The organism is Streptomyces sp. NPDC031479, assembly GCF_055581065.1.
Map to the genome: position 1 here is coordinate 158,681 of NZ_JBVIKC010000006.1, position 22,956 is coordinate 181,636.

At 71.2% G+C, this 22,956-nt stretch carries 24 protein-coding genes and 6 pseudogenes; 18 read left to right on the plus strand and 12 right to left on the minus strand.

Features of this window, described 5'->3' with window-relative positions; genetic code table 11:
- Positions 1-2: 2 nt before the first annotated feature.
- Positions 3-1,034: pseudogene (locus ACZ5D2_RS09885) on the plus strand (FAD-binding oxidoreductase); the annotation flags it as partial.
- On the opposite strand, the pseudogene ACZ5D2_RS09890 reads toward ACZ5D2_RS09885, so the two are convergent.
- A pseudogene (locus ACZ5D2_RS09890) lies at positions 1,022-1,404 on the minus strand (nitrate reductase); the annotation flags it as partial. The pseudogenes ACZ5D2_RS09885 and ACZ5D2_RS09890 sit on opposite strands and share 13 nt — an antisense overlap.
- Before the next feature lie 354 nt (positions 1,405-1,758).
- Here ACZ5D2_RS09890 and ACZ5D2_RS09895 point away from each other — a divergent pair.
- Positions 1,759-1,980: a hypothetical protein gene (locus tag ACZ5D2_RS09895; protein WP_371680936.1), complete on the plus strand. Its 222-nt coding sequence runs from the start codon at positions 1,759-1,761 to the stop codon at positions 1,978-1,980.
- 119 nt (positions 1,981-2,099) lie between these two features.
- Here ACZ5D2_RS09895 and ACZ5D2_RS09900 read toward each other — a convergent pair whose 3' ends face one another.
- From ACZ5D2_RS09900 to ACZ5D2_RS09910, 3 genes and pseudogenes are all read right to left on the minus strand, one after another.
- Entirely contained in the window at positions 2,100-2,864 is a 765-nt protein-coding gene (locus tag ACZ5D2_RS09900) for a hypothetical protein (protein ID WP_371680937.1), read from the minus strand.
- A gap of 192 nt (positions 2,865-3,056) precedes the next feature.
- On the minus strand, positions 3,057-3,545 hold the full coding sequence (locus ACZ5D2_RS09905; protein WP_468928572.1) for a helix-turn-helix domain-containing protein: 489 nt from the start codon (positions 3,543-3,545) through the stop codon (positions 3,057-3,059).
- Positions 3,546-3,573: 28 nt separating this feature from the next.
- A pseudogene (locus ACZ5D2_RS09910) lies at positions 3,574-4,041 on the minus strand (CdaR family protein); the annotation flags it as partial.
- Between ACZ5D2_RS09910 and ACZ5D2_RS09915 the strand changes: the two are divergent.
- From ACZ5D2_RS09915 to ACZ5D2_RS09935, 5 genes are all read left to right on the plus strand, one after another.
- Entirely contained in the window at positions 3,973-4,785 is an 813-nt protein-coding gene (locus ACZ5D2_RS09915; RefSeq protein ID WP_468928459.1) for a hypothetical protein, read from the plus strand. The pseudogene ACZ5D2_RS09910 and the gene ACZ5D2_RS09915 overlap by 69 nt on opposite strands.
- A gap of 476 nt (positions 4,786-5,261) precedes the next feature.
- Positions 5,262-5,588 (plus strand): cupin domain-containing protein, encoded by a 327-nt coding sequence (locus ACZ5D2_RS09920; protein ID WP_468928461.1) that lies wholly within the window; start codon positions 5,262-5,264, stop codon positions 5,586-5,588.
- Between the two features lie 85 nt (positions 5,589-5,673).
- Positions 5,674-5,904, plus strand: coding sequence for a DUF5133 domain-containing protein (locus ACZ5D2_RS09925; RefSeq protein WP_468928463.1), 231 nt, complete (start codon positions 5,674-5,676; stop codon positions 5,902-5,904).
- A 157-nt stretch (positions 5,905-6,061) separates the two neighbouring features.
- A complete protein-coding gene (locus ACZ5D2_RS09930; protein ID WP_468928465.1) occupies positions 6,062-7,357 on the plus strand; it encodes a preATP grasp domain-containing protein in 1,296 nt (431 codons plus the stop codon).
- Positions 7,358-7,454: 97 nt separating this feature from the next.
- Positions 7,455-7,895: a hypothetical protein gene (locus ACZ5D2_RS09935; RefSeq protein WP_371680942.1), complete on the plus strand. Its 441-nt coding sequence runs from the start codon at positions 7,455-7,457 to the stop codon at positions 7,893-7,895.
- Positions 7,896-7,945: 50 nt separating this feature from the next.
- Here the strand turns inward: ACZ5D2_RS09935 and ACZ5D2_RS09940 are convergent, their stop codons facing one another.
- Entirely contained in the window at positions 7,946-8,155 is a 210-nt protein-coding gene (locus ACZ5D2_RS09940; protein WP_468928467.1) for a DUF6479 family protein, read from the minus strand.
- A gap of 212 nt (positions 8,156-8,367) precedes the next feature.
- Here ACZ5D2_RS09940 and ACZ5D2_RS09945 point away from each other — a divergent pair, with 212 nt between their 5' ends.
- Entirely contained in the window at positions 8,368-8,841 is a 474-nt protein-coding gene (locus ACZ5D2_RS09945) for a hemerythrin domain-containing protein (RefSeq protein ID WP_371680944.1), read from the plus strand.
- Between the two features lie 121 nt (positions 8,842-8,962).
- Here ACZ5D2_RS09945 and ACZ5D2_RS09950 read toward each other — a convergent pair.
- Positions 8,963-9,670 (minus strand): annotated as a pseudogene (locus tag ACZ5D2_RS09950) (alcohol dehydrogenase catalytic domain-containing protein); the annotation flags it as partial.
- Between the two features lie 361 nt (positions 9,671-10,031).
- On the opposite strand from ACZ5D2_RS09950, the gene ACZ5D2_RS09955 reads away from it, so the two are divergent.
- Positions 10,032-11,147: a glutamate--cysteine ligase gene (locus tag ACZ5D2_RS09955; protein WP_468928470.1), complete on the plus strand. Its 1,116-nt coding sequence runs from the start codon at positions 10,032-10,034 to the stop codon at positions 11,145-11,147.
- A gap of 290 nt (positions 11,148-11,437) precedes the next feature.
- On the opposite strand, the gene ACZ5D2_RS09960 is transcribed toward ACZ5D2_RS09955, so the two are convergent.
- The 4 genes from ACZ5D2_RS09960 to ACZ5D2_RS09975 all read right to left on the minus strand — a co-directional run bounded on the left by ACZ5D2_RS09960 (position 11,438) and on the right by ACZ5D2_RS09975 (position 13,226).
- Positions 11,438-11,764 (minus strand): plasmid stabilization protein, encoded by a 327-nt coding sequence (locus ACZ5D2_RS09960; RefSeq protein WP_468928472.1) that lies wholly within the window; start codon positions 11,762-11,764, stop codon positions 11,438-11,440.
- A 211-nt stretch (positions 11,765-11,975) separates the two neighbouring features.
- Positions 11,976-12,218, minus strand: a complete 243-nt coding sequence (locus ACZ5D2_RS09965) for a hypothetical protein (protein ID WP_371680948.1) — start codon at positions 12,216-12,218, stop codon at positions 11,976-11,978.
- 296 nt (positions 12,219-12,514) lie between these two features.
- Positions 12,515-12,847 carry a zinc-binding metallopeptidase family protein gene (locus ACZ5D2_RS09970; protein WP_371680949.1) on the minus strand — a complete coding sequence of 111 codons (333 nt, stop codon included), beginning with the start codon at positions 12,845-12,847 and terminating at the stop codon, positions 12,515-12,517.
- Between the two features lie 100 nt (positions 12,848-12,947).
- Positions 12,948-13,226 (minus strand): GlsB/YeaQ/YmgE family stress response membrane protein, encoded by a 279-nt coding sequence (locus tag ACZ5D2_RS09975; RefSeq protein ID WP_371680950.1) that lies wholly within the window; start codon positions 13,224-13,226, stop codon positions 12,948-12,950.
- A gap of 288 nt (positions 13,227-13,514) precedes the next feature.
- Between ACZ5D2_RS09975 and ACZ5D2_RS09980 the strand changes: the two genes are divergently transcribed.
- The 3 genes from ACZ5D2_RS09980 to ACZ5D2_RS09990 all read left to right on the plus strand — a co-directional run bounded on the left by ACZ5D2_RS09980 (position 13,515) and on the right by ACZ5D2_RS09990 (position 15,943).
- Positions 13,515-14,069 carry a cysteine hydrolase family protein gene (locus tag ACZ5D2_RS09980; RefSeq protein ID WP_468928474.1) on the plus strand — a complete coding sequence of 185 codons (555 nt, stop codon included), beginning with the start codon at positions 13,515-13,517 and terminating at the stop codon, positions 14,067-14,069.
- A 189-nt stretch (positions 14,070-14,258) separates the two neighbouring features.
- Positions 14,259-15,515, plus strand: a complete 1,257-nt coding sequence (locus tag ACZ5D2_RS09985; protein ID WP_371681414.1) for a PP2C family protein-serine/threonine phosphatase — start codon at positions 14,259-14,261, stop codon at positions 15,513-15,515.
- A gap of 167 nt (positions 15,516-15,682) precedes the next feature.
- Positions 15,683-15,943, plus strand: a complete 261-nt coding sequence (locus tag ACZ5D2_RS09990) for a DUF5133 domain-containing protein (protein WP_371681415.1) — start codon at positions 15,683-15,685, stop codon at positions 15,941-15,943.
- 44 nt (positions 15,944-15,987) lie between these two features.
- Here ACZ5D2_RS09990 and ACZ5D2_RS09995 read toward each other — a convergent pair whose 3' ends face one another.
- Positions 15,988-16,263 carry an isoamylase early set domain-containing protein gene (locus ACZ5D2_RS09995; protein WP_371680952.1) on the minus strand — a complete coding sequence of 92 codons (276 nt, stop codon included), beginning with the start codon at positions 16,261-16,263 and terminating at the stop codon, positions 15,988-15,990.
- Positions 16,264-16,528: 265 nt separating this feature from the next.
- Positions 16,529-16,879 carry a PRC-barrel domain-containing protein gene (locus ACZ5D2_RS10000; protein ID WP_371680953.1) on the minus strand — a complete coding sequence of 117 codons (351 nt, stop codon included), beginning with the start codon at positions 16,877-16,879 and terminating at the stop codon, positions 16,529-16,531.
- Between the two features lie 177 nt (positions 16,880-17,056).
- Here ACZ5D2_RS10000 and ACZ5D2_RS10005 point away from each other — a divergent pair.
- The 6 genes and pseudogenes from ACZ5D2_RS10005 to ACZ5D2_RS10030 all read left to right on the plus strand — a co-directional run.
- A pseudogene (locus tag ACZ5D2_RS10005) lies at positions 17,057-18,292 on the plus strand (aminotransferase class I/II-fold pyridoxal phosphate-dependent enzyme); the annotation flags it as partial.
- A complete protein-coding gene (locus ACZ5D2_RS10010) occupies positions 18,284-18,817 on the plus strand; it encodes a protealysin inhibitor emfourin (RefSeq protein ID WP_371681416.1) in 534 nt (177 codons plus the stop codon). The pseudogene ACZ5D2_RS10005 and the gene ACZ5D2_RS10010, both read left to right, overlap by 9 nt.
- Positions 18,818-19,332: 515 nt before the next feature.
- Positions 19,333-20,271, plus strand: a pseudogene (locus tag ACZ5D2_RS10015) (FAD-dependent oxidoreductase); the annotation flags it as partial.
- A gap of 561 nt (positions 20,272-20,832) precedes the next feature.
- On the plus strand, positions 20,833-21,924 hold the full coding sequence (locus ACZ5D2_RS10020) for a mechanosensitive ion channel family protein (protein WP_371681417.1): 1,092 nt from the start codon (positions 20,833-20,835) through the stop codon (positions 21,922-21,924).
- A gap of 168 nt (positions 21,925-22,092) precedes the next feature.
- Entirely contained in the window at positions 22,093-22,464 is a 372-nt protein-coding gene (locus tag ACZ5D2_RS10025; RefSeq protein WP_371680954.1) for a hypothetical protein, read from the plus strand.
- A gap of 62 nt (positions 22,465-22,526) precedes the next feature.
- On the plus strand, positions 22,527-22,919 hold the full coding sequence (locus ACZ5D2_RS10030) for a VOC family protein (RefSeq protein WP_371680955.1): 393 nt from the start codon (positions 22,527-22,529) through the stop codon (positions 22,917-22,919).
- The last annotated feature ends 37 nt before the right edge of the window (positions 22,920-22,956 follow it).

Below are 22,956 nucleotides of genomic sequence, written 5' to 3' on the forward strand. Positions count from 1 at the left end.
CCATGGCCGCGGAAAGCAGGGGCGAGCAAGAGGACCTCGCGGCCCTGGAACGCGCGCTGCGCGCCGAGGCCGACGGCGAGGTCCGCTTCGACACCGGCAGCCGGGCCGCCCATGCGACCGACGGTTCCAACAACCGGCAGGTCCCGCTCGGCGTGGTGCTGCCGCGCACGGTCGAGGCCGGCGCCGCGGCCGTGGCGGTGTGCTCGCGGTTCGCCGCGCCCGTGCTCTCGCGCGGCGGCGGCACCAGCCTGGGCGGGCAGTGCACCAACACCGCGGTGATCATCGACTGGACCAAGTACTGCAACCGACTGCTGTCGGTCGACGCCGAGGCGCGGACCTGCGTGGTGGAGCCGGGGATCGTGCTGGACGAGCTGAACCGGAAACTCGCCCCGCATTCCCTGGTGTTCGGCCCCAAGCCGTCCACACACACCCACTGCGCGCTGGGCGGGATGATCGGAAACAACAGCTGTGGTGCCTCCGCCCAGGCATACGGCAAGACGGCCGACAACGTCGTGCGCCTGGAGGTGCTCACCTACGACGGCGTCCGCTTCTGGGCCGGCCCGACCAGCGACGACGAGTATGCGCGGGTCGTTGCCGAGGGTGGGCCCCAGTCCCGCCTGTACCAGGGGCTGAAGGACATGACCGGGCGCAACCTGGCGGCGATCCGGCGCGGCCATCCGAAGATCCCCCGCCGCGTGTCCGGCTACAACCTGGACTCCCTGCTGCCTGAGAACGGCTTCGATGTGGCGAAAGCCCTGGTCGGCAGCGAAGGAACCCTGGCCACCGTCCTGCGCGCCGAGCTGAAGCTGGTCGAAGTCCCCGCCGCCGAGGCGCTGCTGGTGCTCGGCTTCGGCGACATCTACCAGGCTGCCGACGCCGTGCCCGACCTGCTCAAGCACAGCCGGTGGCCCGCCCAGCTGGAGGCGACCGACGGGCGCATGGCCCGGCTGATGCGCGAGGAACACGCCTACCTCGACTCCCTGGAGCAGCTGCCCGAGGGCGACAGCTGGCTGCTGCTCCAGAGCTCGCGCGACCTGGCGACGATGCGGTCCGTCGCCGTCGGCCAGTCGCTCTCCACGAGGCGCCCGCTCTCGCGGACGAGCGGCCGGGTCAGGCGGTCCGCGGAGCCGTTGGCCTGCCACGCGTACAGGTCCTTCGGTTCCAGCCGGCCCCGGTTGACGCGGTCGCCGGCCCTGTCCCGTATCCCCGCGATCCGTCCGCCGCGGACGGCGATGTCCATCGCGTCGCCGTCGGAATGCAGGAGCGAAGCCGCCCGCACCCACGCGTCGACCTGCTCCTCGGTCACCCCCTCGGCCAGGCAGTGTCCGTGCGTACGGGCCACTGCCCGCCCCTGCCGTAGGGGGTGCGGCGGCCCCACGGGTCGTCGATCCGGTCGCCGGACACGTGTACGGGATCCCGTCTCACAGCCGCTCCTCTCCGGCCGCAGCGCCGACGGCGCCGAACCTTCGATGAGCGGCGCCTACGCGCAGCGCCCCGCCTGACACGACCCGCGCGGCGGGCATGTCGGGTGCCGAGCCCTGGCCGCGCCAACTCCTCAGAGCCATGCCAGCGCGACCTTCAGGCGGCGCTGTTCCTGCCGGTCACCGCAGTGAGCCCGGTCGTACCGCTCACAGTCCCCGTGGGGTGTACGAAGGCATCAGGGGCGGGGAGGGCGTCGGCTCAGGCGCTGCGCACCCGCCGCCGTGCTTGTCGGATCTGGGGTCGCGGCATCACGCCGCATGCCGCGATCAGGCATGCATGGGTGCGCAGGCCAGTGGCAAGAATGCCCGTATGCCTCAGGATCCGGCGCAGCTTGTCGATGCCATCACGGTGGCCGTGCGGGAAGGGGACGATCAGCGGATCGGCCTCCTTCTCGACCGGCTCAAGTACGTGGCCGAGCTTCCCGACCTGATACGGCTGCGGTACCGGCTGGGCGGTGCTTCCCTTCCGATGCGCGCCCGCCGGGAGTCCTTGAGTTGATCACCTGCCGGTCGGCCTGCCCCGTCTCGGGGGACACGCCCGCATCCCGTGGGCCCGTCGGGCCGGGACCGTGGAGCTGGTCCCGGCCCGACGGGCGCAACCGCGTGTGGTTGCGGGTGTCAGCGCCCTGCGGTGTTGCTCGCCCACAGCGGAACACCGTTGCGGTAGATCACCACGTTCGCGTCGTTCTGCATCTGCAGGTACGCCCCCGACCCCGACGTGCCCGTGGCCCAGATCGGCCGGTTGCCCGGCGCCACCAGCACCAGGTTGCCGTCACCTTGCATCCACAGCACGGTGCCGGGGGTTCGGGTACCGGTCGCCCAGACCGGGCGCCCCGGCACGTAGGCGACCAGGTTGCCGTCCGCCTGCATGACCAGGGTGTTCCGGCCACTGGGCGAGGTCAGGTATTCCCCTACCCCCAGCATGCGGCCGGCACCGAGCCGGCCCGGGAAGAACCAGGGCGTGCAGACCGTGTTGGACACGCGTCCCAGGACGACTGAATCCCCGCAGGCCCGCACGGCGTCGTACCCATTGACGTTCCAGGTACCCGTGTACGTGCTGCTCTGGCCCACTCCCGTGGTGACGGTTCCCAGCGGTCCGGCCCAGCCGGACCCGCTGTTCGAGGAACGGTCGATCCACACGTGCCCGACTCCGGCGAGGGGCTCGCCATTCAGCAGACCCCAGGCGCAGTTGTAGTTCGGGGCATACCGAAGCGTGATGTGCACCCCGTCCCAGGTGGTGACGGTACCCGGCTCCTTGAACGCTCCACTCGCCGCGATGGAGGCGGCAAGGCCGCGGTCTCCGTCGCCGCAACCCGCACCGGAGGCGGACGCGGTGCCGCCGCTCCCTCCGACCGCCAGGAGCGTGCATACCGCCACGGTCAACGCCGCACCTCGTGCGCCCCACCTTTTTCCGATGACCAAGACCATCCCCCTGCCCGGTTCCCCCAGCCGACGACTGGATGCACAAGGCTGCGCGCCGCCCGGCACAGCCGGAAGGGCGCACGCGGAGGCGCTCGCAGTACAGACTGCCCCTATTCGTCCCGCGCAGGCCGTTGGCGTCACAGCAACGCTGTGCTACGACAGCGACGACTGGCACGACACCGCATGGTGAGTGGGGTCGGGCAGGACGGGCCGGGGCGATCCGGGGGTGGCCTGGAGCGCGGCGGCGAGACTTCGTAGCCCGGACTGTTTGCCGGGGGCTTCTTCGTCGTCGTGCGGCGGACCCACGGGGAGGGTGGACAGCAGCATCCATCCCAGGAGCGCCTCGGCGGCGCGGACGTGCCCACGGACGGTGGCCGGGTAGAGACCGAGGCGTCGGGCGGTGGCGTCCACCCGGAAGTCCTCGGCGGCCCACGTGCGGAGGGTCTGAGCGAGGGCGTCGCCGGTGGTGGTGCGCCGGTCGGTGCATTCCTGGCCGAGTGGGGCGAGCGCGGTAGTGGCCCAGTCGGTGACCGGTGGCTGCGCCAGCAGGTGGGCGAGGGTGGGCGTGGGGTGGGGGGGCCGGGTCGGCCGCGGGGCCGTGGAGGGAGTGGATCTGCAGAGCCAGGGACAAGGTGATGCGATCGGCGGTGCGGTCGGTGTCGAGGCCGGTGGCCTGGAGCATGCCGCGTATGCGGCGGCTGAGGGTGTTGCGGTGGATGCCGAGTATCCGGGAGGCGGCCGAGACGTCGAATTCGAGGCCGAGGGTGACGGTGGGCAGTTGCCGGTCGGCGCCAGGCCGGCTGAGGACCGGGTGGAGCAGGGCGGTGGCCCACTGCTGTGCGGTGGCCGGGTCGAGTGCGTCGAGCAGACCGGGGGTGCGGGAGGCGACCGCGGTGCGGCCGGGGCTGATCCGGGCGGTGGCGATGGCGTCGTAGGCCAGGCTGAAGCAGGTGGCGGTGTCCTCGACGGGCAGTGAGGGGCTGATGCCCAGACTCAGTCGGCGGCCGCGGTCGGCGACGAGCGGGCGCAGGGCGGTGACGGCCGGTGCTTCTCGCAGGTCGGGATCGGGGTGGGGGGCGACGACGACGATGTGCTCGTCGAAGGCGGGGCACCGTACTGCCAGGCCGGTGTCGGACAAGAGCGTCTCGACTCGGGCGAACGTTTCCTCGCGGGAGGTGCCGGCGCACTCCATGATGGCGATCTGGACGTCGTCCGTGTCGAGCATGTGGGGGGAGAGGGGCTCCAGGATGCGCCGGGCCGGTTCGATGTGACCGACCATCAAGGCCTGGAACGCCGCCAGGCGTACGGCGTGCAGGGTCTCGGCGAGCGCCGTGTCACCCCCGCGCCCGCACGCGTGCCCGCGGACGGCGAGGACAGTGGCGGAGCGGGCCAACAGGTCCCGGTCAGGGGTGCTGAAGGCATGGTGGCGGCGGGCGGTGATGAAGCGGTCACCATCCCCGACGGGATGCGTCGAGGTGAAGGTGCGTTCCGCTGCGGGCAGTCGGCGTTCGGTGAAGGGGGCAGGTCTGGAGCTGACGCGCTGAAGGCTCACCTCCGCATCCAGCTGGTGGGCCAGCCAGTCCAGGAGGTCGTCCGGGTGGTCGTCACCGCTGAGGTGGTCCAGGAGGTGGGCGAGACGCGCCGCGTGCCGGTCGCCCGCCTGCCGCCGGTGTTCGGTGATCCGCGGGATCAGGGTGTGCCGCCAGGCCGCCACGGGTGCGCCAGAAGCGAGCAGCGGGAGAGCCGCGTGGGACGCGGCCTCGATCAGCGGGCCTCGCGTATGGGCCGGAGTGTCCGCGGCGAGGACCAAGCCGACGGCGCCTTGGCCGGCGAGCTTCCGCAGCCAGGCGCGTGCCTGCCCCGAGTCGATCGCGTCGGGTGAACAGATCAGGAGCGTGCCGGAAAGCCTGCCGGGGCAGTCGCAGGGCGCGACCAGCGCGGCACGGTCCACGACCCGGTCGTGGGGGACAGCGGGGTGCAGGGGGTGCAGGACGTACTCGGGCCGGCGGGCCAGGGCCGCGAGGGTGAGCATCACGTCTCCTCCGACGAGGGTGAGGTGTGAGGCTATCCGGGGAGCCGAGGCCGCGAGACGGCAGGTACGGCCGATGACGGCGGACGCGATGCATCACGCATCGGAGCCGAAGGCCGCCTGCCGGGCCGCCGGCCCTCACCTCGGCCCCGGTCGTCAAGGCCTGCGGCGCCGAGGTGTGCACGCGTGCTGTGCATCATGCGGCAATCGGTGCATCTGTGGCGTAGTAAGCGCCGTCGAGGATCCCTACGCTGATCGACATCCGGTGGACGACAACAGGTCTTCACCGCACAGCAGTTGAAGTGGAGACAGCTATGCTTCCGGGTTTCGTGGGCGTTCGTCCGGACCAGGCCTCGATATCGGACATGCGGATCAACGAGCACATCACCGCGCGTCTCCTCAAGGAGGGCACACCCCACGACCCGAGTGTCATCATGCTGCTGGAGTTCGCGCCGGGCGCACGATTCGGCGAGGACCGGCACACGGTCCGCGAGTTCGTTCACGTCGTCGAGGGCGAGTTCGGCGACGGCACGGACACCTGGCAGGCAGGCACGGTGCTCTGCGCCGAGCCTGGCTCCGTGCACCACCCGCAGTCCGCGACCGGCTGCACGCTCCTCGTCGTCTACCCCGACGGACAGGACGCACAGGACGCGTAGCGCACGGGCTGCGGGCGGGTTCAGCGGTGATCGGGAGGGTAGGCGACGGCCACGATACGGATCCGCTGGCGAAAGGCAATCACCCATGTTGATGGCTCACCCGGCCGTGCTCCCCGGCCTCGTCAGCCGTTACTGGGCGTTGTCCGTGCTCGACGCCGCGGACGGCGAATCGCCCGTGCGCCGGGAGATCGAGGACGTCGAGCGAGCGCTCTGCGTGTCCACCGGTACGACGGACGTGCACGCCGCCCTCATCGCCACCCGCCACCGCCTGCCTGGCACGGGTACCCTCGATGACTCCGTGCTCGTCTCCGGCTGATCGGTTCAGCCGTCAGCGGGCGATACCGGCCCTCGGGGGCGGACGGTTCGGGCGTGACCGACCGCGGACGGCTCCCATGGTCCCAGCTGCCCGGTGAAGGTCACCCGTTCGGACGCGAAGGGATGCCGATGCGCTGGGTGCGGCAGAGGCTGGGCCCATGGCCGCCAAGCTGGTGACGGAGACGGGCCCGATCGTCGTGTTCGCGAACTTCCTCTCCGACCTGGCGGTGGATCTCGACGCGGGCCAGATCCTGGCGCAGTGGGCCCAGCAAGCGCCGCGGAAGGCGTGGTTGCTTCGGCCGGGGGACGTGTTCGTCACTCCCGTATCACTCGGCCCGGAGTTCTTGCGGTACGTGTACGACCTGACGGGGGTGCCCCCGGAATCGGTGGCGGTCGTCGAGGTGCCGCCCGCGGGCGCCGTCCCGCTCGCGCGGGCAGTGCGCGAGGCCGGCCTCGTCGAGCACGTACGGGATCTCGTGGGCGACCGGGGTGCGGCGCTGCTGCCGACGGCGTTGGACGCGTCGGCGATCGCCTTCGCCCGGGACGTCGGCATCGCGGTGCACCCGTACCCCACGGTCGAGGCCGCCGAGGCCGCTGTGGATGTGACCATGCTGCTCAACACCAAAGCCGGGTTCCGCGAGACGGCCGGACGACTGGGCATGCGGCTGCCGACGGGGCGTATGTGCCGGCGCCCGGAGGCCGAGGGTGTGGCGCGCGAGCTGCTGCGGGACCACGAGGCCGTCGTGGTGAAGCCCGACCGTTCGGCGGGCGGGCATGGGATGCGCTTCGTGTCCCGTGACGACCTGAGGGGCGGGGCGAGCCTGCTGCTCGATCCGGTCGGCGGGCCCGAGGGCCTGTGGGTGGTGGAGGAGCGCCTCGATGTGGCCGATTCGGTCAGTATCCAGCTGGAGGTGACCGCCACCGGGGCACGCGCGCTCTTCAGCGGTGCGATGCGCACGGTTCAGGGATCCTTCACGGGATACGCCTCTCCGCTGCCGCCGTCCTGCGCGCACGTGGCCGGCGAAATGGAGGAGTGGGGGATGACCCTGGGCCGTCACCTCGCCGACCACGGCTACAGCGGGCCCTTCGGGCTCGACGGGCTGGTCGACGCGGACGGCACCGCGTACGCGAGTGAGAGCAACATCCGTCGTACGGCCACCACCACTCCCCACGCCATGGTCACCCGGCTGACGGCGGGAACGACCGGACCCCACCCGGCCTGGTCGGTGTCGAAGGGGTGGACGCGGAGCCCCATGGACTTCGCAACGGCTCTCTCGCGGCTGCGCGCATCCCGCCTCGCGTTCGACCCGGATCGCGGCGAGGGCGTGGTTCTCTACGCGGACGCGCCGCCCGACGGCCGTTCCTGGCGGTACGCGGTGATCGCCAGGAGTGCTGGAGACGTGAAGGAGCAGGAAGCCGCGCTGATGGAGGTCTTCGCATTCGAGGGTGAGTGACCGCCCGCCCATGGGGCCGGTGCATCCGGGGAGCCTTCTTACGCCGCTTGGCCCCATCCCCCAAGAAATGAAGCGGCGTACGGGCAGAACACCCTCCATGGACAGCAATCACGAGATGGATCCGGCACACCAGGTTCCGGAAGGTGTCGACGTCAAGACGGTGCGTGCCCTGGGTGCGCTTTCGAAGGCGCTGGAAACCACCGAGCGGGCCCGCGGTCACCTCTACGGGTTCCACCAGCTGACCGGGACAGCGGACTTCGAGCTCGGCGACGCGGTCCGGCTCCTGCGCGTGGCGGGGCACGAGGAGCAGGCCGATCGGGTAGAGCGCGAGATCGTGGGCCGCAATGTCATCCCGGGCCACTGGACGTTCCAGATCATCGAGGCGTACAACTCCACCTACTACCAGCCCTTCGCGGCAGTGGAACGGGACATCGTCGACGAGGTGGCCGGCGGGCGGGGCCACCTCCTGGAGGCCCGCCTCAAAACGATCCGCCGCACTCACCACCATCCTGACCACACCGCAACGCCCCCCTCCTGAAGTCCCGCCCTTGCGGGCGCGGGTGGCCACGGGTGGGGCTACTCCTGGTCCTACTCGTCACGCGCATGCCCGTCCGGGGTCTGCCAGGAGTCCTGGCGGCGCTGTGCGACAGGGTTCTGCGCGGCCGGCGGTGCCTCCCGGCGCCTGCGCTTGCTCCCGTACCAGAATGCACCGACCAGGAGGACGACAAGGACCACTCCGGCGAACATGAGGAAGAGCGACGGCTGGCCCTCGGCGGCGAGTGTTTCGATAGGAGTCATGCGCGGCCCCTACCCGCGATCCACTGACATATCAGACGCCGAACGGGTTTATGGCGGGGTGTGCGGGGCGCGGCGAGCCGAAGCGGACGGCGTAGACGAGTCGCCCATTCTGGCCAAATTCTTGTTTCGACGAGCGGTCCGAGTGCGGGCCGGGTACACGGGCGTGGGGTGACCGGCCGCGTCGCCCGGTGACGCGACCTCTGGAGGCTGTGGTGGACGGGATCGTGCTGCTCAAGGAAGACCACAAGACGGTCGAGAAGCTTTTCAAGCAGTTCGAGAAGGCCGGTGAAGATGCTCACGCGGAGAAGCGGAGGATTGCCGACAAGGTGATCGACGAGCTGACCACGCACACCTGGATCGAGGAGAAGATCTTTTACCCGGCCGTGCGGGAGGCGGCCCCCGACACCAAGGACCATGTCCTGGAGAGCATCGAGGAGCACCACGTCGTGCTGTGGATGCTTTCCGAGCTGAAGGACCTGGACCCCGCCGACGAGCGGTTCGACGCCAAGATGAGCGTGCTGATGGAGAACGTCCGCCACCACGTCGAGGAAGAGGAGAAGGAATGGTTCCCCGACGTCCGCAAGGCCATGGGCCGTAACCGCCTCACCGAACTCGGCGAGCGGATGGAGACGGCGAAGAAGAAGGCTCCGGGCGAGCCCCTCGCCGTCCCGAGCGCCAAGCACTGACCGAGGCTGACCATCTCTCCCGTACGTCCGCGTCCCTTGTTGCCGCCCGCGCGGCAAGGCCGGGCGCTCAAGCCTTGAGCGCCCGTTCCAGTTGCTGCTTGTTCATGTGGGAGCGGCCTTCGATTTCGGACGGTTCCTGTTCAGCGGTGTTGATCGGGACGGCGCCGATCTCCTCGGCGAGACGGAGCCGATCGGGCTGGTGGTCGGCGACCCAGACGCGGCCCGCGCCCTTGAGGATCGCGGAGTAGGCGGCCATGAGCCCGACAGGGCCCGCGCCGTAGACGATGGTCTGGTCGCCGGGCTTGACGCCCGCCATCTCGGTGGCGTGGTAGCCGGTGGGGAAGATGTCGGCCAGCATCACGTAGTCGAGCTGCCGCTCGGCGGCGTCCTCACCCAGGCGCAGGGCGTTGAAGTCGCCGTACGGGACGCGCAGGAGTTCCGCCTGGCCGCCCTGGTACGGGCCCATCTCGGCGAAGCCGTACGCGGCGCCGGCCATGTCCGGCTTCGGCTGCATCGTGAGGCAGTAGTTGGTCAGACCTCGCTCACACTGCTTGCAGAAGCCGCAGGCGATGTTGAAGGGCAGGACCACCCAGTCGTCCACTTTGACCTTGCTGACGGCCTTGCCCACCTCGACGACCTGCCCGAGGTTTTCGTGGCCCAGCGTCCGGCCCGTCTCGAATGAGGTCCGACCTTCGTACATGCGCAGGTCGGAGCCACAGATGTTCGTGGTGGTGATCTTCACCAGGATGTCGCAGGGGTGCTCGATCTTCGCGTCGGCGACGTCCTTGACGGTCACCGTCCGCGGTCCTTCGTACACAGCGGCTTCCATGGGTTCGTCCTTGCCGACGCCACGCCTCACCGGACGGTCCACAGCGGGCGGTGGCATCTTTGCGGGTGTTGGCACGGTCGGCCTCCTGAGCGACTTGACCGTGGGGCGACGTCCGGCTGTCGACGGCTGACGTCTCTCCCAGCCCGTCTACCCCGCTCCTGCTCACCCACCACGCGGGGCCGGGCTCGATCTGGGATCCTCACGTACCGGCGACGCTCGGCCCGCGCGACCGGAGATCGGCCAAGAGGCTCGGCCGGCGACCGTTCTTGGCGCGGAGCGGGGCGTCGGCCCGGCGGCGGCATGGTCGCGGTGGGGTAGGGAAGGCGCGGGGCATCTGACGGTTCGATCCACAGGCGGCGACATGCGAAGCGTAGGCGTGGAAGAAGAGCTGCTGCTCGTGGACGCGGACAGTGGTGCCCCGCTCGCCGTGTCGGGGGCGGTGCTGGCGGCCGCGGAGCGCTCGGCGTGGCAGCGCCCCGGCACGGACGGTCGACGGGACCACGAGTTCGAGAAGGAGCTGCAGAAGGAGCAGCTGGAGTTCGCCACGAAACCGGTCACCGAAATGGGCGAGCTCCAGGAGGAGATCGTCCGCATCCGCCGGGAGGCGGCCCGGCACGCGGCGAGTGCCGGGGCGGTGGTGGCGGCGGTCGCGACATCCCCGCTGCCCGTCAAGCCGTCGTTGAACGTCGGGCGGCGCTACCGGTGGCTGGGCGAGCAGTTCGCACTGACGGCGCAGGAGCAGCTGACCTGCGGGTGCCACGTCCACGTGTCGGTCGCGTCGGACGAGGAGGGCGTCGCGGTCCTTGACCGCATCAGGCCCTGGCTGGCCGTCCTGACGGCGATGAGCGCGAATTCGCCCTTCTGGCAGGGTGAGGACAGCGGATACGGAAGCTACCGCAGCAGAGTGTGGAACCGGTGGCCGTCCGCCGGCCCGGTGGACATCTTCGGCTCCGCCGACCGCTACCACGAGCAGGTCCGCACGATGATCGAAACCGGAGTCCTGCGCGACGAGGGCATGATCTACTTCGATGCCCGCCTGTCGGCGACCTACCCCACCGTGGAGGTGCGGGTCGCCGACGTCTGCCTGGACGCCTCCACGCCGGTCCTGCTCGCCGCCCTCATCCGCGGCCTGGTCGAGACGGCGGCCCGCGCCTGGCAGGAGGGGCGGCCTCCGGCCAGGATCGGTACGGGCCTGCTGCGCCTGGCCTCCTGGCGGGCCGGCCGGTCAGGTCTGGACGGGCCCCTGCTCCATCCCGAGAGCATGCGGGAGACGTCTGCCGAGGACGCGGTCGATGCCCTCTACCAGCACGTGCGCGAAGCGTTGAAGGACCACGGCGATGACGAGCGGGTCCGGGAAGGCATTGCCCACCTGCACGAACGGGGGAACGGCGCCCGCGCGCAGCGTCGGCTGCACGCCGACGGGCAGGGGCTCGCTTCCGTCATCACCCGGTGTGCGGAGATGACGATCGAGGCGTGAGGCGCCGGGGCGGCCGCGCGAACGGCCCGGGAGTCACCCGGCGCCGCGCGTTCGAGCGGATCCTGCGGGTCGATCGGCAGCCGCAAAGCCGGCCAGGCCGACGCAGGTGTCCTGCACCCGGCCCTCCAGTCCCGCGCACCGGCGGTCCGGCACCCCGTCGGGGCCCGAGCCGATCACCACCGCGTCAGGGACGGAGCACCCCCCAGGGTCGGCGAGTGCGGCCCACACACTGCGAGGGGGCGCCGGATGAGCCGATGACGGACGGCCAAGCGGACTCACGCCACTCGGACTCAGTGGCCGAGGGCGTTCTTGAGCTGCTGCTTGGTCATCGTGGAGCGACCCTCGACGCCGCGCTTCTTCGCCTCCTGGTAGAGGTCGTCCTTGGTGCGTTCGGATGAACCGCCGCCACGGGACTTCTCGCCGCCGCGTTGCGAGGCGGACTTGCCCTGGGTGGAGCTGCGGCTCGCCGTCTTGCTCTCCCCGGAACGGGCGCGTTCCTTGTTCACGGTGCGGGAGGCCATTTCCTTCGCACGCTCCTCCGACATGCCGCGCTTCTCGCCTGACTCCTTGATGTGCTCGTACTGACGCTCGCGCTTGGGACTGGAACCTCGGGGCATGGCGGAACCCTTCGTCGACGGTGTGATGTCACGGTCATGGTGCTCGTACCCCGACCACGCCGCATCTCGCGCAATTCGGACCAGCGGCTACGGGTGCGAGGGCGGGCCGTTCCGTGCGTCGAGGCACTTGGGGAGGCCGGGTTGCGACCCTCCGAGGCGAGGTGTGCGGGCGCGATGCTCCGCCGCCCATGCCAGGCTCGGGGGCCGCCGTTCACGGCGCCCCGTCCGTCTCCCCGGCGGCGCCCCTGCCACCGCCCCCGTAAGGGCACCCGGGCACGGCACTCAGCGCCGCGACCCGGAAATCAGAGGCCGGCCGCAGCCGGGTCACCTCCACCGTGGTGCCGGTCGCGGCCGCCACGCCCTCGGCCCAGCTGCCGATTTCGGCCACCAGCGCGTCAAGTGCGGTGCTCGTGGCCGCGCGCAGGCCGAACAGGCCTTCGGCGAAGGCCGGCACGATGTTGGTTGCGCTGTCCCCATCGGTTTGACGATTCCCTGGACGTGTGAGCCGGACGGCAACCGTCTGCTCATCACGGCGGCGGTGTTGAACAACTGGATGAGGGAGGTCAGGGCATCGATCCCGCGGGTGGGATCGCCCGTCGGATGCGCTGCCCGGTCGTGAAAGCCCACGCGCACCTGGGTCTGCCCGGTCAGCGGCGCCCATGACCAGTCATGAACGCCGGGGTGGAACATCAGCGCAGCGTCGACACCGTCGAACACGCCGGCTTCGGCCAGGGTGACCTTGCCCCCGCCTCACTCCTCCGCGGGTGTCCCCACGGCGAGCACCGCGCCCTCGAACTCCTCCTCCAGCACGCCGCGCAACGCCAGTGCGGCCAGGCATCGCCCTCGCCCGCGTCCCGCGCGGGCGACGAAAGCGGTGTCGAGTCCGGCGGTCCCCGACTCGACGGCGAACCCCGCCCGCCGGAGTTCGCCGGTGAGCAGCCGGGCCGCACGGCGCTCCGCGTATGCGAGCTCGGGATCCGCGTGGAGGGCGCGGCTGACGGCCCACAGATCGTCCGCTCGCCGGTCGCGCTCCCGACGCAGTCGCGCGTACGGCTCATCCGATGGATCGCGCACGTCGCTCATGTCGCCCCCTCACCGGACGACGGGCCGGCGAACGCGCGGAGGCGCCTCGTGGGCATGCGGAGGCACAGCCGGCCGCGACCGGTGAGGACCGCGGTCGCCATCAGGCATGCCGGTGAGAGTGCCGGCTCCCGATCGTCAGGCGGTAGAGGGCCAGGAGGATGACGGAGCCGATGATCGCGGCGATCCAGGTCGAGAGGTCGAAGAAGCCGTCGATGGAGTCGACACCGAAGATGACCTTGCCGAGCCAGCCGCCGAGCAGGCCTCCCGCGATGCCGATGAGTATGGTGATGATGATGCCGCCGGGGTCCTTGCCCGGCATGATCGCCTTGGCGATGAGGCCGGCAAACAGACCGATGAGAATCCACGCGATGATGCCCACGATGCGCCTCCTGCTTCCTGAGGTAAGGCCACGGTCAAGTCGCTTCTTCACACGTCTCGCGCTTTCAAACGTGTGCAGCGCGCCGTGGGGGCGCGTGCGGGCCTCAGCGGCCGACCGGCGCCCACGACGGTGGTGGACCTCGTGAGCACGTCGCACGGGCCGCACCGCCCTGGATGACGGAGACTGGAATCAGCAGACGGGCCGGACCGCGCGAGCCCGGGCCCACGGCGGTCCGCCGCCGACGGGCGGTCACGGGCTGGATGGACGGGTCGAGAGGCGGCGGCTTCCATGCCTCGTACAGCGCTCATCGTGATCGACATGCTCAACACCTACGCACACGAGGACGCCGACGCCCTGGTGCCGTCCGTTCGTGAGGCGCTGCACGGGGTCACGGCCCTGTTGAAGCACGCCCGGACCAGCGACTCGCCCGTCATCTACGTGAACGACAATTTCGGGGAGTGGCGTTCGCACCACGGGGAGATCCTGCGGGCTGCCCTCGACGGCCACCACAGCGATCTGGTGGAGCCGGTCGCGCCCGACGAGAACTCGCTCTTCGTCGTCAAGGCGAGGCACTCGATCTTCTACGAAACCCCACTGGCCCACCTGTTGGGCCAACTGGCGACCGAGCGCCTGGTCCTGTGCGGGCAGGTGACCGAACAGTGCGTGATGTACTCGGCTCTGGATGCCCACATCCGGCACTTCGATGTCGTCGTAGCGGCCGACGCGGTCGCCCACATCGACGCCGACCTGGCTGCGGCGGCCCTGCGCATGATGCGTCGCAACATGTCCGCGGACATCTGCGCGGTGGACGACGTCACCTTCGATGCCCGGCGTGCGGAGTGAACAGGGCCGGCGAAGGTCCCCCCGACGGTTTCGGCCCGCCTGTCTCACGGAGCCGTGGAGGAGGAGAGTGGGAGTGAGGGCACCTGCGCACCGGTATCGGCAGTGTGCCTGCTCGAAGTGAGGACCAGAGGATCAGAGGGCCAGGGTGCTGCGGTGAACGACCGGGACCGGGACGCACAGGGGCGGCGCATGCTGGGGAGCCTGCTGCTGGCGAGCCACCTGATGCCGCTGGAGCTCCTGCCGGCGAAGGCGGCCGAGTATGCGGCCGGTGCCGGCTTCACCCAGGTACTGATCTACGTGGTCGATCTGCGGGGTGACGTGCTGCGTCTGCTCACCGGCGTGGGGCCGGACGCCGGACTGGGGGCGGTGGGGGAGGAGACCGAGCTGAAGATCGAGGGCACGGTGGCCGGGCGTGCCTTCCAGTACGGTCAGCTCGTGGCCGGTGGCGAGGCGAGCGGGGCGGGGAGTCACTGGTGGGTGCCGCTGCTGGACGGTACCGAACGCCTGGGCGTCCTGCGGATCACCACCGCCAACGCCGACCCGCGGGCTCTGGAGGACATGGAACTGCTGTCCGCCCTGCTTGCTCTGCTCATCGACAGCAAGCGGCGCAGCAGCGACTCGTACGCCCGCCTGACGCGTGTCAAGCCGCTCCACGTCGCGGCGGAGATGCAGTGGCACCTGATGCCGCCGCCCACGTACGCGGACGGCCGCGTGATGATTTCAGCGGCCATGGAGCCCGCCTACACGATCAGCGGGGACGCGTACGACTACGCGATCGCCGGGCACGTGGTGCACCTGTCGCTGTTCGACGCCATGGGGCACGATACGGCCGCCGGGCTGACCGCCAACCTGGCGATGGGTGCCTGCCGCAATGCGCGCCGCCAAGGCGCCGGGTTGGTGGAGACGAGCGACAGGATCGAGGAGGTTCTGATCGAACAGTACGGTCAGTCCCGCTACGTCACTGGCATCCTTGCCGACCTCGATACCCGGACCGGGGTCCTGACCTGGGTCAATCGTGGCCATCACCCACCGGTGATCATCCGCGGTGGCCGCTGGAGCACCCTGCTGGACTGCCCGCCCGCCCACCCCATGGGCACCGCTCTCGGCCTTCCCGCCATTCTGTGCCGGGACCAGTTGGAGCCCGGTGACCGGTTGGTGCTCTACACCGACGGCATCACCGAAGCCCGCCGGGCCGGCAACGAGGAATTCGGCCTGGCCCGCTTCACCGACTTCCTCATCCGTCACCACGCCGCCGGCCTGCCGGTCCCCGAAACCCTGCGCCGCCTCATCCACGCCGTTCTCGAACACCACGACGGCCGCCTTCAGGACGACGCCACCGTGCTGTTCTGCGAATGGCTCGGTGCCGTCCCGCGGCCGACCCGGCGGGCCGCAGCCCTGGCCGGACTCCCGCCGGCCGATATTGGCGCGGACGGAGCGACAGCGTAAGGAGCGCCGGGGGCGGCACTCACCCCACTCACCCACCGCGGCCGTGTCGGTCGCGGGGCCATTGCAGCGACGCCCGTGGCGCATGGGATGCCCGTGCCCGGGCAGGCGACGCGTCGGGGGCAGCCGGCCGCCCCCGACGGCGACGCTTGTGAAGGAGCGAGATCGTGATGATGACTCACCCCACGTTGCTGGCACGTCTGGTGGAGGAGTACGAGACGGAGTCGCAGCTCCGGGCCGCAGGCCCCCACGGGCCGGTGCGGCAGCAGATGGAGGATGTGGTCTACACGCTGTGCGTGTCGACCGGGACGCGTGACATCGAAGCCGCGCTGGCCGCGGCGCGGGAGCGGCTGCGTACCGCATGGCCCGGTGAACCGGGTGACGCGGCGACGGCACGGGACGGCCGGACCTTGAATGGCGCGGCGGGATAGTCCACCCGTGCCGTACCGGCCCCGGTCGGGCCGGCGGCCGAAGGTCAGGTGTGCAGGCGGCTGTTGACGCCGTCGTGGCTGTCGGCCTGTTCGTCGTCGAACCAGTAGTCGCCGACCGCGAGGTAGCGGAAGGAATGAGCGCTCTTCGCGGGGAGGACGACGGTTGCGGCGCGGGTTCCGTCCCCGCGGGGTGCCAAGGGGTGGGCGGCGGGGTCCCATTGGTTGAAGTCTCCGACGACGCTGACGGGTCCGCCCGGAGCGTCCTCGGGAAGGATGAAAGTGACCTGGGTACGGCCCTTGAGCTGCTTGCGTTCGAGCACTGAAAGACTCCAGCCACGAAAAAGGGGGGAACCGGCCTGTGCATCCTTGCGTTGCCGCGCGTGTGCACGGCGGTACGGGGCCGCGAGCCGGGCGGAGGTCACCCGGGTGGCCGCGCCCTGCCCGCCGCCAGGCCTGCGGTCGGTGTCCTGATGGCGCGGCCCCGGAGCCCTGCCCGCTCGATCCCTGCCCAACCGGCCCCGAGCCGGCCCGGGTGCTGCGGCTCCCCTGCGGGGTGGGGGCCGCAGGGGCAGCCGTCGGCCGGGGTCAGCTGTGGTCTTGGCCGTAGTACTGGCCGAGCCGACCGCGGTAGGCGGCGTCGCCGCGGTGCTTCTCCCTGTCGTATTCGGGGGAGTCCTTGATCTGGTCCTTGGTGAGGTTGATGTGGATCTTCTCGTCGTCCCTGTCGACGCGGACGACCGTGCCGGCAGGGATCAGGACGTGCTTACCGAAGATCCACGGTCCGGTGTCCACGACGATGTACGAGGCGTCGACGTCCTCGGTGTGCTCGTCGACCTTGCCGATGTGGCCGTCACTGGATTCGACCTTGAAGCCGATCAGGCGGGTGCCCGGCGTGTAGTTCGACCCGGGGTTGTAGCTCCACATGTCTGCGCTCACGGGATGCTCCATTGTGCTGCAGGGACCGGACGGGAAGCGCACCATCCCTGCCCGTCCCCGCCCGCTCGGGCAGCCCTGTGACGGGTTCTCCGTCGGGCGCCACACGACTGTCACCCCAACGGCCCCGCGGGTGCCGTGTCCCGGCCGGCCGGCCGGGTCTGCGGGCAGGCGCGTGTCATGGACCACTCGAAGGCACCAGTACTCGACGCGTTGGCCGCCTACCGAGAAAGCGGCCAGACCCCGTTCACGCCTCCGGGGCACAAACAGGGACGGGGCGCCGACCCCAGGGTGCGGGCCGTGCTCGGCGAAGCGGTTGTCGGTGAAGTCGGCGATGCTGTCCGTCGCGGGACCGCACGAGAAGCTGCTGGTAGGCCGGGACGCGCACAAATCCGTGGTGTCCGGCCTGATCCTCTCGGGCATCCAGCCCGTCTGGGTGGAGCCGCAGTGGGATGCCAAGCGTCACCTCGCCCACCCGCCGACCGCCGAGGCCGTCGAGGCGGCTTTCGCCGAGCACCCCGACGCCCGCGGGGCGCTGGTGACCACGCCCACGCCCTACGGCACCTGCTCGGACCTGGCCGCCATCGCCGAGGTCTGCCACCGCCGGCACCGGCCCCTGATCGTCGACGAGGCATGGGGCGCCCACCTGCCCTTCCACCCGGACCTGCCGACCTGGGCCATGGACGCCGGGGCCGACGTGTGCGTCACCTCCGTGCACAAGATGGGCTCCGGCCTGGAGCAGAGCTCCGTGTTCCACCTCCAGGGGGACCTGGTCCGACCGGAGGTGCTCAAGAGCCGTGAGGACCGCTGGGACGGCTGGCGCCGCCAGATGGTCGAGCAGGCGGGGCCCTCTACGACCACGCACTCGCCCTCGCTCAGAAGACCCGCGAGCGGATCTCCCGTATCAACGGCATGCGCGTGCACGGCCGCGACGACTTCTGCGGGCCGGGCCGGGCGGCGGACATGGACCCCCTCCAGATCATCATCGACATCAGCGCGTGGGAGGTCACCGGCTACCGCGCCGCCGACCGGCTTCGGGACGAGCACCGCATCAACCTCCACATCGCCGACCACCGCCGCATCAGCGCCCAGCTCACCCACGCCGACGACAGCGACACGGCCGAGGTGCTTCTGACGGCCCTGACCTACCTGGCCGCGCATGCCGCGGAGCTTCGTACGGGACAGCCCGTGGAAGCCCCGCCGCCGTCGAGGTTGAGGTTGGAGCAGGCGGCGCTGCCCCGTGATGCCTTCTTCGGCCGAACGGAGCAGGTGCCCTGGCAGAAGGCGGACGGCCGGATCGCAGCCGAAATGCTGACCCGGTACCCGCCGGGTATCCCGGCGGCCCTGCCCGGCGAGCGCCTCACCAAGGATGTTCTGCGGTACCTGCGAACAGGTGTGGAGGCCGGGATGGTCGTGCTCCTTCGGCTCTGCTGCGTCCCAACGGCGTTCTGCTGGTGGTGCACTCCGGCATGGGCGGGGCGGAGGCGACCGTGGGCCGGCTGGCCGGGGCGGCAAGGCCCGCCCGGCCGCCGGCCGTTTTCGGCCGTCTTGAGCCTCGCCGCCCACAGGAGGCAAGCCCGCGCGTTTCGGGGGAAGGCGAGAGGCGTCGATCTACTCGATGCGCCGCCTTCCCCACCCGTACGGGAGGGGCGCACTTCACCAGGAGGTCCCACCATGCTGATCGTCATCACCCGGACCGGCGGGTTCGCCGGCAGGGAGCGCACAGGGTCCGCCGACACGCACTGCCGACCCGACGGAGCCGAGCTGGAGAGCCTGGCCGAACGCGCGCTGAGCGCCGAAGCGCCGTCGGCGGGGCGCCCCGTGGCCGACGGCTTCGTCTACTCCATCCACATCGACGGCAAGGTGATCGAGTTACGCGATCCCGACCTGACCGATGAACAGCGCCGGCTGATCGAGGCGGTGCTCGGCGAAGGGGCCTGACCCCTGCGCGCACCGCGCACCCTCCGACGACGCCCGGTGCGGGGCCGTTTCCCGAAGCGGCCCCGCACCGCCGTGTCCGCCCACCCGCAAGCCCGGTGAGACCACGGGGGACAGGGGGCCGGAACCGGCCCGCATCGAAGGGCGGTTCACGGGCATACGCCCCGTCATGGAACCGATTCGGCACGTCGAAACGCACTTACCCCTCGCAACCCCCACCGGCGCCCCGCCCGGCCCGGTCTGGCTGCACCTGCTCCTGATCGCGTTCGCGGTCGGCATCCTCATCACGAGCCTCAGGCGACACCACTAGACACATCCGCGCAGGGGCAGTTCTCCGCGCCCGGTGCGATCGCCGATGCGCCGTCGGCCCTGAGGGTGGACCCTCGCTCCCAGGGCGGTGAGTACGCGCCCGATGCCGCACGGACCGACTGCTGTTCCCCGGCCTCCGCAGACTGGACGAAGGCACACGGTTCCCCAGAGGAAGCCGACACCGCCGAATACGCGGGTAGGACTCCGGCATGCGCACCCACGATCTCGTCATCATCGGAGCCGGCTCCGGCAACGCCGTCATCGACGAGCGCTTCTCCCACCTCGACGTCGCCGTCATCGACCAGGGCCCCTTCGGCGGCACCTGCCTGAACCGGGGATGCATTCCGAGCAAGATGCTCGGGCACGCCGCCGACGTTCACGCCGCCGTCCGCGAGGCCTCCCGATTCGGTGTGGAGACGGGCCCGGCCCGGGTGCGCTGGGCCGACCTGCGGGAGCGGGTCTTCACGCGCCTGGACCGGGAAGCCGCCGAGGGGGAGGACGGACGGCGTCGTTCCGGGGTCACGGTCCACCGAGGACGGGCCCGCTTCACCGGGGAGCGGACCCTCCACGTCGACACCGACCGAGGCCCCGTTTCCCTCGGGGGCCGCCAGGTCGTCGTCGCCGGGGGCAGCCGCCCGACCGTCCCGCTGCCGGTGTCCGACTCCGGGGTGCCGTACGAGACGTCCGACACCGTCATGCGCCTGGACCGTCCCCCGCACCGGCTGGCCGTGCTGGGCGGGGGCTACGTCGCGGCCGAACTCGCCCACGTCTTCCACGAGGCCGGCAGCCGTGTCACCGTCATCGAGCAGGCGGACACCCTGCTCCCCGCCCAGGACGAGACCGTGGCCCGGGCCTACACCGCGCTGGCCGCCACCCGCCACGGCGTACGCACGGGCACCGCGCTCACCCGTCTCGAAGGCGAGCCGGGACGACTGCGCCTGATCCTGGACGACGGCCCCGACGTCGAGGCGGACACCCTGCTCGTGGCCGTCGGCCGCACCCCCGGCAGCGACCGGATCGACGCGGCCCGCGCCGGCATCGAACTGCACGACGACGGACGGATCGTGGTGGACGACCGGCAGCGGACCAGCGCCCCAGGCGTCTTCGCCCTCGGCGACGTGTGCACGCCCTTCCCCCTCAAACACGTGGCGAACCGGGAGGCGCACGTCGTGGCGCACAAAGGACGTCGACATCCGTGCGGACCCGCGCTGTTCGGCGCCGTGCGCCGAGGGAACGTACACCGGGGGACGTCGTGGTGTCCGCGGCGGCTGCCGTCCGGGCCCCTCGCCCGAGGACCGCGGTCCGAGCGCCGTCGTCGGGGGAGTGCCGGGCAGGGCCTCGGCCGCCGGCCGTTCGAACGGGTCGGGGCCGGGAGGTGTCCGGTTTCCGTGCGGATCCCGGACAGCAGGCCGTCGGTGCCGGTGATCCGGCCGCGCCGTCGGAGGAACGGCGTGCCCGAACCGGACCACTGTCCCCGCGTATGGCCCGGTCCCGACCGGCCAAACCTTGCTCGGGAAACCTTGTTCGAGACATGCCACTCACCGAGCCGCCGGACGGCCACCGGCGCCACGGGCCCCGCCGACCCCTCGCAGCGGCGCCGCACACGGATGGCCCACCCCGCTGCGGGAACACACCCACCCACCCCGTGTCGGCCCTGCCCATCGGGGCAGGCGGGTGGGGTCCGTGCCGTCTGCATTCACCGAGGAGATATGAACAGCGCCCTTCGCCTGCTGACCGTACTCGGGGGCTCGATCCTGCTCACCGCCGTCGTCGGATGGGTCATCGACGTGCTGCTGCGCCGCGCCGACGCGCGGCACCCCGAAACACCCCTGTGGAACTCCCTGCGCCGCTGCCGGACCGCCCTGCAGATCGTGCTGCTCGCGGCGCTGCTCAGGGCGGCGTACCGGCAGACGGTGTGGAGGCCCCTCCAGGACCACGAGGAGGCTGTGGGCCGCGCCCTGTCCCTGGCCCTGATCGGCGCGGGAGCCTGGCTCATCGTGGGCATGACCTCCGCCACCGTCGAATCCGGCTACGCCCGCTACGCGACCGGCACCCGGGACCCGGCCCGGGTCCGCAGGGTCCGCACCCAGGTGACCCTGATCATGCGGGTCGTGACCGCCGTCGTCGGCGTCGTCGCGGTCGCGGCGATGCTCCTGACCTTCCCCAGCTTCCGGGCGCTCGGCACCTCCGTGCTGGCCTCCGCCGGCATCATCGGCATCGTCGCCGGCGTCGCCGCCCAGTCGACGCTGGGCAACCTCTTCGCCGGGTTCCAGATCGCCTTCGGCGACATGGTGCGCATCGGGGACACCGTCGTGGTCGCCAATGAATGGGGAGTGGTCGAGGAGATCACCCTGACCTTCCTCGCGGTGCGGACCTGGGACGAGCGCCGCATCACGATGCCCGTCTCCTACTTCACCACCCGCCCCTTCGAGAACTGGTCGCGGGGCGGCGCGCAGATGACCGGCACGGTGTTCCTCCATTGCGACCACAGCGCCCCCGTGGACCTCATACGCGACAAGGTGCGCGAGATCCTGGACCACTGTCCGCAGTGGGACGGCCGGGGCTGGGACGTCGCCGTCACCGAGACGACGCCCTCCACCATGGTCGTGCGCGCCATCGTCACGGCCAAGGACCCCGACTGCCTGTGGACCGTGCGCTGCGCGGTACGGGAGCAGCTGATCGGCTGGCTCTCGGAGAAGCACCCGCACGCCCTCCCGCGCCTGGTCCTCGAAGGCGCCGGCGACCGGGACCGCGCCGGTGGAGGGACCTCTCCCGGAGCACGCCCCACGTACGGCGGCTGAGCGGCCCGTGATGCGCGCGGCGGGCGCCCGTGTGAGCGTGGAGACACTCGTCGCGCGGCCGGGACGCACGCTTCCCGACGGACCGTTCCCCGCCCCGGCGGACCGGACGGCGCAGCCGAACCCGGCGGTCCGACCCGCACGACCCGGTACGAGAGGAAGAGGACGACCATGGAGAGCCGGGACAATGACACCCCCGTCGCCGAGGTGGGGGTGACGGTGGCGGGCTGCTCGGAGGCGGACGCACGGGCCGTGCTCGCCCTGCTCGAACACCTCTTCCCCCAGAACCCCGGCACGGACCGCGCCACCGAGGAGGGCCACGGCGCGACCGTCTGGGTCACGACCCTCGACGCGGCCGAGCCGGCGCGTGACCGGCCGGCCGCGGTCACCCTGGCCGACACCGTCGGCCTCACCCTCCAGGGCGGTCCGCGGGCCGTGGAACGCGTACGGGTCGCCCTCGCCGGGCACTTCGCCGTCGAGGACGCGGGGAGCGTATCGGGCGATCAGGAGCAGGAGATCGGACTGCGCCTGCGCTCCGCCTGAGCCGCCGGGCATGGCCGAAACCCGACCCGTGTAGGGGCGGCGACGCCGGGCAGGCGCGCCGCATGACCGTACCCAAGACACCCGTCGTCGTCCTCGACACCGCCGAGCCCGAACGCCTGGCACGGTTCTACGCCGACCTGCTCGGCGCGACCACGCGACCGGCCCCGAACGACGTGGACCTCCTCCTCGTGACGGGGGACACCGGCACCGTACTCGGTGTTCGGCGCGACCCCGGCCACCTCCCGCCGAGCTGGCCGCTGCCCGAAGGCTCCCAACAGGCCCACCTGCGGATCCTGGTACGGCCCGAGCACCTCGACGCGACGGAACGCGAAGCCGTGGCACTCGGCGCCAGGCCCGTGGCCGCGGAGGACGACGGGACCCGGCCCGACAACCGCACCACGCTGCGCCGCTACGCGGATCCGGCGGGCCACGCGTTCGTGGTCTGCGCCGGCTGATCCCGCCCCTTCCACCGTGACCCGTCGACGGCGCCGA